The following is a 10,021-nucleotide window of genomic DNA, read 5'->3' on the forward strand; positions in this document are numbered from 1 at the left end:
GAACAGCCATTGTGATGGGAGATTCTGGCAGCATCGTCAACGACGGTCGCATTACCGGTGGCCGCGCCGGGGTTTCTGCATCCGCCGGTGCAGCGATCGACCTCAGAAATGGTGGGACGGTTTTTAACAGCGGAGTGATCATTGGCGGCGAGGGCAACGGTGGCCATGCCGGCGGCTCTAACGGCCCTGCTGGCGGAACCGGCAGTGGCGGCGCCCCCGGCTATATTCCCCTGACGCCCAGCAATGGAAACGGTGGTACCGGCATCGTTGGGGCCAATTTGGCGGTGCTTAACGTTGGGGAGATTACTGGGGGAGATTCTTTCTTTGGCCGGGCTAACGCCATCACCTTCACCGGCGGCGTCAACACGCTTTCCCTGCGAAACGGCTCGATTATCACCGGCAATGTCGTGGTGGAGAGTGGCGCGACCGGCTCATTGATGCTCGGGGACTATGACACGCTGCCTTCCACACCGGCCTTCAATGTCTCGAAGCTCGTGAATACGGCCACGGTAGGCGCGAGTGACGAGTTCGGCGGCTTCACGAGCTTTAACAAGGCCGGGACGAATACCGTTACCCTGACCGGCACGGGTGCGCAGGACTGGACCATCGATCAAGGCACCTTGGTCGGCGACACCAACAGCTTCGGCGGCAATCTCACCTTCTCAGGCGTGAACACCGGCGCCGTCGTCTTCGACCAGGCGAGCGACGGTACCTATGCCGGGACCATTACCGGCCCCGGCCATTTCGGCAAGGCCGGCGCCGGTACGCTGACGCTGTCAGGCGACGCTTCCGACCTCGCGGGCAACCTGGGCGTCATGGGGGGCACGCTCGACATCGACACTCAGCTCACCTCTTTTACCGGGATCATTGCTACTGACGGAACTGATCCGGACGAGGGGGCAACCGCAAGAGTTTCAGGGTCGGCCACCTGGACTGCCGACGTCCTTAGGGTCGGGGATTCCAATGGGGATTCCAAAGGGAAAGGGAGCTTGATCGTCGAGAATGGCGGTCAGGTTTTCAACGATTCGGGAGTTGTGGCGTATGGCGCGGGCAGCACTGGCTCCGCGGTGATTTCCGGAAATGATTCGGGTTGGACACTCGTTGATGCCATCGCAGTTGGTCTCTTTGGCAATGGATCGCTCAGCATTGAAAATGGCGGGCAGGTTTCCAGCGGCAACAACGCCATTGTTGGTTGGGATGCTCAAGCCACCGGAATTGTGAATATTACGGGTCCCGGGTCGGTTTGGACAGGCGACTCCATCATTGCCGTTGGCGTCTTGGGCAAGGGCACGCTGACTCTGTCGGAGGGCGGACAGGTTTCGCTTGCCGGGGGTCCTGCTATCGTTGGGTTGGCGGCCCAGCCAGGATCATTCGGAACGCTCAACATCGGTGCGGCAAGTGGGGAAGTGGCGAAGGCCGCCGGCACGGTTGATGCGGCATCGATAGCTTTTGGCGCTGGCACAGGCACGGTTGTGTTCAATCATCTGGGAAATCCCGATGGGTCCGATCTGATTTTCACCCCTTCCCTGACCGGCTTGGGGACCATCCTCCATGAAAGCGGCACGACCGTTTTGGCCGCGGACAGTTCCAGCTTCACCGGTGCCACCACTGTTGCAGGCGGCACGCTTCTTGTCGGGAACCATGCCAGTGCCGGCTTCCTCGGTGGCACGATCAATGTCGAGGACGGCGCCACGCTCGGTGGCTCGGGCACGGTGGGCACGACGACGGTTGCCGATGGCGGGCATATCGCGCCAGGCAATTCGGTGGGTACGCTGACGGTTGCCGGAAATCTGGGCCTCTCTTCAGGGTCGATTCTCGATTACGAATTCGGCAATCCAGGCGGTTCAACCGGCTCTCCGGGGATAAGCGACCGCATCGGGGTGAGTGGCAATCTGACGCTCGACGGTACGCTCAATCTTGCGCAGAGCGGCGACGTGGCCGATGGCACGGCGGGCCTCGGCTATTACCGGCTGATGACCTATGGCGGCAGCCTTACCGACAACGGCCTGGAGATCGGCACGAAGCCGCCGCTTTCCGATCCGGCCGCCTATGAGATCCAGGCGGGCGGCGGCAATGTCGACCTCTTCATCGGAGCGGCCGGCGACGACACGCTGCAGCACTGGCAAGGCGGCGACGGGACCTGGAACACCACGAACGAAAAATGGCTGAACCAGGGCGGCGATACTCTCGTCTCCTGGGCAGGAAACCATGCGGTGTTCAAGAACGAACCGGGCGGCTTCGACGGCGGCACGATCGCCGTCGAAGGAGCGCAAAGCTTCAAGGGCCTGCAATTCGTCGACAGCGGCTACCGCCTGGAAGGTTCCGGCACGCTCGCGATAGATGGTTCCGACAGCGCCGATGGCAATGCCGAGATCCGCGTGCTGGCCGGCACGGCAGCCACCATCGCGACGACGATTACCGGCGCGGGCGGGGTCAGCAAGACGCAAGGCGGCACGCTCGTCCTGGAAGGCAGCAACAGCTATCAGGGCGGCACGCGGCTTCTAGGCGGGATTATTTCCGTTTCTTCCGATGCCAATCTCGGCGCTGCAAGCGGTGCCCTGACATTCAACGGCGGCACGCTGCGGAACACGGCGGCGTTCGCGACGGCGCGCAACGTCACCCTGGATGCCGGCGGTGGGACGTTCCAGACCGATGCCGACCTGACGGCGAACGGCGTCATCTCCGGGACCGGCGCGCTCACCAAGACCGGGGCCGGCGGGCTGGTGCTTTCGAGCGCCAACAGCTACGCCGGTGGGACGACGGTTTCGGCAGGATTCATCACCGCGGCGACGACAGGCGCGCTGGGCAGCGGACCGGTGAATGTCAAGGCCGGTGACCTCCGCTTCATCAATGATGCAAGCGCCGAGAGCCTCGACATCGTCATGGAAACAAACGCAACGATGCGCTTCGATGGCAGTGCGTCGGCGGGAACGGCGACGATCGTCACTACCCAAAGCCGCATCAACTTCAACGACGAAACATCGGCCGGTGCGGCTTCGATCACCGGCAATGGTAGCAGGACGTCCTTCAACGGCAATTCGAGCGCCGCCAATGCCACGATTGGCGTTACAATCCAAGGAACGCTCGACTTCTACGACACCGCGTCTGCCGGCAGCGCCGCCATCACCAACAAGGGCGGCTTCGTTGGCTTCCATGGCGCCAACACCGCGGATGGCGCCACGATCATCAACGATACGGGGGGAAAGGTCGACATCTCCGAAATGACGTCGGACGGTATCGCGATTGGCTCGCTTTCGGGCGATGGTCTCGTCTTTCTCGGCTCGAAGGTGCTGACGCTTGGCGGATTGGATAAGAACGACACCATCGGCGGCGTCATCCAGGATGGCAGCACTGGCATCGGAGGGAGCCTCGTCAAGACCGGCGCCGGCACGCTGACGCTGAACGGCGTCAGCACCTATACCGGTCTGACCACCATCGGCGGCGGCAAGCTCGTTGTCGGCGACGGCAGCCATTCCGGGGCAAGCATTGCTGGCGCCATTGCGGTTGCAGCCGGCGGCACGCTCGGCGGTTCGGGAACGGTGGGTACGACCACGATCGCTTCTGGCGGCACGATTACGCCGGGCAATTCGATCGGCACGCTGAATGTGTCAGGCGATTACACGCAGGAGATAGGCTCGACCTACGAAGTCGAGATCAATCCGGCCGGCAATTCCGACCTGATCGACGTGACGGGCAAAGCCACCATCCAGGGTGGCACCGTCTTCGCGCTCAAAGCGCCGGGCGGCTACAGTGCCGGAACCCGCTACACGATCCTGAGCGCGGATCAGGGCGTGACCGGCACCTATGATGCGTTCGACCAGAACGCCCCGTTTGTCGATCTGGCACTCGCCTATGACGCCAGTAATATCTATCTCGACGTTGCCCGCAATGACGTGTCGTTCTGCGACGTGGCCGGCACCCGCAACCAGTGTGCCACCGCCAATGGCGCCGAAAGCGCCGGGCCGGGCAACCCGATCTACGATGCAATCGCCGGCCTGCCGGACGATGAAACCGCACGCGAAGCCTTCGATGTGTTATCTGGCGAGATCCATGCGTCCGCCAAATCGGCGCTGATCGAGGACAGCCATTTTGTCCGCGATGCCATCAATGACCGCCTGCGTGCGGCCTTCGAGGGGGTAGGTATCCCGGCAACGCCGGTGCTGGCCTATGGCGAAGGCGGTCCGATGCTGGCGCCTGCCACCACCGATCGCTTTGCCGCCTGGGGCACGGCTTTCGGGTCATGGGGTTCCTTCGACGGCGACGGCAATGCCGCAGGCCTCGATACCTCCACCGGCGGCTTTCTTACCGGCGTCGACGGCCTTGTCGCGGAGGATGTGCGGCTTGGCATCATGACTGGCTACAGCCACACGAGCTTCGATGCCGACGGCCGATCCTCGTCAGGCTCGAGCGACAATTATCATCTCGGCCTTTATGGTGGCACGCAGCGGGGCGCTCTCGCCTTCCGCTCCGGGCTTGCCTATACGTGGCATGACATGAAGACATCGCGCTCGGTGGCCATGCCCGGCTTTGCCGACAGCCTGAGCGGCGACTACAACGCTGGCACCTTCCAGGCGTTCGGGGAACTCGGCTATCGCATCGATACGCCAGTCGCGGCCTTCGAGCCTTTTGCCAACCTCGCTTATGTCAACCTGCATACGGACGGCTTCACGGAAAAGGGCGGTGCGGCGGCATTGACCAGTGCAAGCCAGACCACCGACGCCACCTTCACCACGCTTGGTCTCAGAGCCTCCGCCGGCTTCACGCTCGGCGCCATCAATGCCACAGCGCGCGGCATGCTGGGCTGGCGCCATGCCTATGGCGACGTCATACCGACCAGCACACATGCCTTCTCTGCCGGTGATGCCTTCACGATCGCTGGCGTGCCGATCGCCAAGGACAGTGCCGCCATCGAAGCGGGGTTCGATCTCAACCTGACCGATGCCGCAACCCTCAGCGTCGCCTACCAGGGTCAGTTCGGCTCCGGCGTCCAGCAGAACGGCTTTAATGCAAAACTCAACGTGGAATTCTAATCAAGCGGGAAGGATCGTTCCGGAATGACTGCCCCTGACGGAAAAGGGGCTATTCAATCCGCTTGTCGCATCGCCCAGGCGGTCGTACGCCAGGAAGCGAACCTCGCGAGCGCCAGGCAGGAAGCCAGCCTTATCGCCGCCGGTCGGAGCGAGCCTACAAGGACGTGCGCAACTGTGATGAACGCGAACGCTGCGACCGCAGGTGCCGGACTTGATCGCGCAGAAGCGGACGCAGGAGCAGCTGGGAGGATTGTGTGGCGCGAAGCGGACCCTCCCAAGGTTCGGCTTTCCCCTAAACGCTTTACAGCCCGGTTTGGTAGCGCTACCGTTTCGGCCTAGCGTGAGCCTGGGAGGAGCCAGGGCTGTCGCTAGCGGAAGCGTTGTTCCTTCGACGACGTCGCAGGAATTTGTTGGGAGGATCGATGGCGTCTGTCGCAATTGGCGAAGTCTACAAATCATTCGGCGCTGTCGAGATCCTGCACGGGGTCAGCGTGAACATCGAGGACGGCGAGTTCGTCACTCTGGTCGGACCATCGGGCTGCGGAAAATCAACCCTTCTCAGAATGATCGCCGGCCTGGAAAAGATTTCACGCGGCCAGATCGCGATTGGCGAACGTGTCGTCAACAACGTTGCGCCCAAGGAGCGCGACGTCGCCATGGTCTTCCAGAACTATGCGCTCTACCCACACATGACCGTTGCCGAGAACATGGCGTTCTCGCTGATGCTCAAAGGAGTTTCCAAGCCGGAGAGCGATGCAGGCGTGCGCCGCGCGGCCGAAATCCTTGGGCTGGTGCCGTTGCTGGCGCGCTATCCTCGGCAGCTTTCCGGCGGCCAGCGCCAGCGCGTCGCCATGGGCCGCGCGATCGTGCGTGATCCGGCGGTCTTTCTCTTCGACGAACCGCTGTCCAATCTCGACGCCAAACTCAGGGTGCAGATGCGCGCCGAGATCAAGGAACTGCACCAGCGCCTCAAGACGACGACAGTCTACGTCACGCACGACCAGATCGAGGCCATGACCATGGCTGACAAGATCGTGGTCATGCATGACGGCATCGTCGAGCAGATAGGGCCGCCGCTGGAACTCTATGACCGGCCGAACAATCTTTTTGTCGCCAGCTTCATCGGCTCGCCGGCCATGAATTTGCTGAGGGGCGAGATCGCTATTGACGGCTCACCCTCGTTCCGCGGCGCCGGGGGGATTTCAGTCCCGTTGGCCTCGGCACTTTCCATCCCCAATGGCGAGCCTGTGGTGCTGGGAATAAGGCCCGAGCATTTGCGGCTGTCCGACGACCGGGGCATTCCGGTCACCGTCGCGGTGGTTGAACCAACCGGGTCCGAAGTGCAGCTCATCGGCCGGACAGCCGGCGGCGAAGAGATCGTCGCGAATTTCCGGGAACGACATTCCTTCACGCCGGGCGAAACCATCCGGCTTACGGCCGAGCCCGGCCTCATCCATCTCTTTCACGGAGAAACCGGACAGAGGTTCCAAACACGTACCGATCAGTAGGACCACAGGCAAGGACAACAAGCAGGAGGAAACGAGCATGAAGTTCACCAGACGTGACGTGATCCGCACCACCGCCGGCGCGGCGGCGGGTGCCTTGGGAAGTCGGTTCATCAGCTCTCCGGCCCTTGCCCAGGACGGACCGAAATACAAACCCGAGGATGGCGCCAAGCTTAGACTGCTGCGCTGGTCGCCCTTCGTCCAGGGCGACGAGGACCAATGGCTGGCCAACACCAAGCGCTTCACCGAAGCGACCGGTGTCGCGGTCCGCGTCGACAAGGAAAGTTGGGAGGACATTCGCCCCAAGGCGGCGGTCGCGGCAAATGTCGGCTCCGGCCCCGACCTGATGTTCGTCTGGTTCGATGACCCGCACCAATATCCCGACAAGCTGCACGACGTGAGCGAACTCGGCGAGTATCTCGGCTCGAAATACGGCGGCTGGCATGATGGACCAAAGCAATATGCGACCCGGGAAGGCAAATTCATCGGCCTGCCACTGGCCACGATCGGAAATGCCATCGTCTATCGGGAAAGCTGGGTGAAAGAGGCCGGCTTTTCGGAGTTTCCCAAGGACACGAAAGGCTTCCTGGAACTTTGCAAGGCCTTGCAGGCGAAGGGCCATCCGGCCGGCTTCACGCATGGCCATGGCGTCGGCGACGGCAACAACTATGCTCATTGGCTGCTGTGGAGCCATGGCGGCCAGATGGTCGACGAGAGCGGCAAGGTAACGATCAACAGCCCCGAGACCCTCAAGGCCATCGAATACGCGCAGGAACTCTACAAGACCTTCATTCCAGGCACCGAAAGCTGGCTCGACGTCAACAACAACCGCGCCTTCCTGGCCGGCGAACTGGCTGTCATCGCCAACGGCATCTCGGCCTACAACACCGCCAAAATCAATAAGGACAATGATCCGAAGCTGGCTGAAATCGCCAAGGACATACGCACCACCAACCTGCCCATCGGCCCTGTCGGCAAATCCGTCGAATTGTTCCAGGTGACCACGGCTGTCATCTTCAATTACACGCCCTACCCCAACGCGGCCAAGGCGTATTTGCAGTTCATGTTCGAGGAACCGCAAATGAAGGACTGGATCACCTCCTCGGCCGGATATTGCTGCCAGACCCTGAAGGCATTCGACAACAACCCGGTATGGACTGCCGATCCCAACAACGCCGCTTACGCCAAGGCTTCGGCTACTCTGCGGCCTAACGGCTATGCCGGGCCGCTCGGCTATGCTTCGGCGGCAACCATGGCCGACTACGTGCTGGTCGATATGTTCGCCAAAGCGGTGACCGGCCAGGCGACGCCGCAAGAGGCAATGGAAGAGGCCGAGAAGCGGGCAAATCGCTATTATCGCGTTTGAGCCGGCTCAGCCGGGCAGCGCGGCTGCCCGGCTGGCTTCGGATTGCATCGTGGCCGATCCGGCCGATCAATGAGACCTCAGCAGGAGCCGACCCATGGCTGTGCCGTCAGCTGCTATCCAGCCGCGATCTTCGATCTTCTCACGGATTCTATCGCGCTGGAGCGAAAGCCGGAACGCACTTGGCTTCGGCTTCATGCTTCCGGCGGCTGCACTGCTGCTTGTCTTCCTGACCTATCCGCTGGGGCTCGGCGTCTGGCTCGGCTTCACCGACGCCCGCATCGGCCGCCCCGGCATCTTCATCGGCATCGAAAACTATGAATATCTGTGGAGCGACGCCGTCTTCTGGCTCTCCGTCTTCAACACCTTGCTCTACACGATCAGCGCTTCGATCCTGAAATTCGCGCTCGGCCTCTGGCTGGCGCTCCTCCTCAACCAGAACCTTCCCTTCAAATCGTTCTTCCGCGCGATTGTCCTGCTGCCGTGGGTGGTGCCGACGGTGCTCTCGGCCATCGCCTTCTGGTGGATCTACGATTCGCAGTTCTCCATCCTCTCCTGGGCGCTGCAGCAGATGGGACTGATCGACCACCGCATCAATTTCCTTGGCGATCCGGAGAACGCACGCGCCTCGGTGATCGTCGCCAATGTCTGGCGCGGCATTCCTTTCGTGGCCATCACGCTGCTGGCCGGCCTGCAGACGATTCCCCAATCGCTTTACGAGGCCGCGACGCTCGACGGCGCCAGCCGTTGGCAGTTGTTCCGCTATGTGACGCTGCCGTTGCTGACGCCGATCATCGCCATCACCATGACCTTTTCGGTCCTGTTCACCTTCACCGATTTCCAGCTGATCTATGTGCTGACTCGCGGCGGGCCGGTGAATGCCACCCATCTGATGGCGACGCTCTCGTTCCAGCGCGGCATTTCCGGCGGCCAGCTTGGCGAGGGAGCCGCGATCGCGGTGGCGATGATCCCGTTCCTGCTTGCGGCGATCCTTTTCAGCTATTTCGGGCTGCAACGTCGTAAATGGCAGCAGGGCGGTGGAGACTGACATGGCCGCGATCGAAACGAGCAACCGTCCGAACACGGATGAAGGCGGCATGGGCTATCTTCAGAGCCTGCCCCGGCGCGTGGTGACCGTTTATCTGCCGCTCCTGATCTTCGTCATCGTGCTGCTGTTCCCGTTCTACTGGATGACGATCACGGCGGTGAAACCCAATCTCGAGATGACGGATTATGCCAATTTCAACCCGTTCTGGGTCGTCCATCCGACGCTCGAGCATATTCGGTATCTGCTCTTCGAGACGTCCTATCCGGGTTGGCTTCTCAACACGATCATCATCTCGACCGCCGCAACTTTCCTGTCGCTGCTGGCGGCGGTGTTCGCAGCCTATGCGATCGAACGCTTGAGGTTTTCCGGGGCGCGGCAGGTCGGCTTGGCGATCTTCCTGGCCTATCTCGTGCCGCCCTCGATTCTGTTCATTCCACTGTCGGTGATGGTGTTCAACCTCGGCCTTTACGATACGCCGTTCGCACTGATCCTCACCTATCCGACGTTCCTCATTCCATTCTGCACGTGGCTCTTGATGGGCTACTTCCGCTCGATACCCTTCGAACTGGAAGAATGCGCGCTGATCGACGGAGCGAGCCGCTGGCAAATCCTGACCAAGATAGTTCTGCCGCTGTCGGTGCCCGGCCTGATCTCCGCCGGCATCTTCGCCTTCACCCTGTCATGGAACGAATTCATCTACGCCTTGACCTTTATCCAGTCGTCCGAAAACAAAACCGTGCCGGTCGGCGTGCTTACCGAACTCGTACGTTCGGACGTCTATGAATGGGGAGCCCTGATGGCAGGCGCGCTGATCGGCTCCCTGCCGGTGGTGGTGCTCTATTCATTCTTTGTCGAGCACTACGTCTCCTCGATGACGGGGGCGGTCAAGGAGTGAGGCTGAGGCGGAAATCCCACCCTCGGCCGGCAGCTTCGATCCGATCCCCGCACTCCGCTCCCTCTCCTTCCCGCAAGCCTGCCACAAGCTTGTTGAGGCATGGTCTGGTCAGGGAAAACCGGTAAAAGGCGGACTTTCTTGGCGATTTCTCCACCCAGCGACATCGTTATGGATGTGGCC

At 61.7% G+C, this 10,021-nt stretch carries 5 protein-coding genes; all 5 read left to right on the forward strand.

Translation table 11 applies throughout. The features are described 5' to 3' along the window. The first annotated feature begins 284 nt into the window (after positions 1–284). The 5 genes from EOA22_RS14500 (at position 285) to EOA22_RS14520 (ending at position 9,841) form a co-directional block, all read left to right on the forward strand. A complete protein-coding gene (locus EOA22_RS14500; protein ID WP_245478637.1) occupies positions 285–5,030 on the forward strand; it encodes an autotransporter domain-containing protein in 4,746 nt (1,581 codons plus the stop codon). Between the two features lie 422 nt (positions 5,031–5,452). After that, on the forward strand, positions 5,453–6,538 hold the full coding sequence (gene ugpC, locus EOA22_RS14505) for a sn-glycerol-3-phosphate ABC transporter ATP-binding protein UgpC (RefSeq protein ID WP_063168933.1): 1,086 nt from the start codon (positions 5,453–5,455) through the stop codon (positions 6,536–6,538). A 37-nt stretch (positions 6,539–6,575) separates the two neighbouring features. Next, positions 6,576–7,901, forward strand: a complete 1,326-nt coding sequence (locus EOA22_RS14510) for an ABC transporter substrate-binding protein (protein ID WP_013529762.1) — start codon at positions 6,576–6,578, stop codon at positions 7,899–7,901. 94 nt (positions 7,902–7,995) lie between these two features. Next, on the forward strand, positions 7,996–8,946 hold the full coding sequence (locus tag EOA22_RS14515) for a sugar ABC transporter permease (protein WP_063168934.1): 951 nt from the start codon (positions 7,996–7,998) through the stop codon (positions 8,944–8,946). A gap of 1 nt (position 8,947) precedes the next feature. Beyond that, the gene (locus EOA22_RS14520; protein WP_013529760.1) at positions 8,948–9,841 is read left to right on the forward strand and encodes a carbohydrate ABC transporter permease; all 894 of its coding nucleotides are present in this window, start codon (positions 8,948–8,950) and stop codon (positions 9,839–9,841) included. The last annotated feature ends 180 nt before the right edge of the window (positions 9,842–10,021 follow it).

This window comes from Mesorhizobium sp. M7A.F.Ca.US.014.04.1.1 (assembly GCF_003998745.1).
Taxonomy (GTDB): Bacteria; Pseudomonadota; Alphaproteobacteria; order Rhizobiales; family Rhizobiaceae; genus Mesorhizobium; species Mesorhizobium ciceri.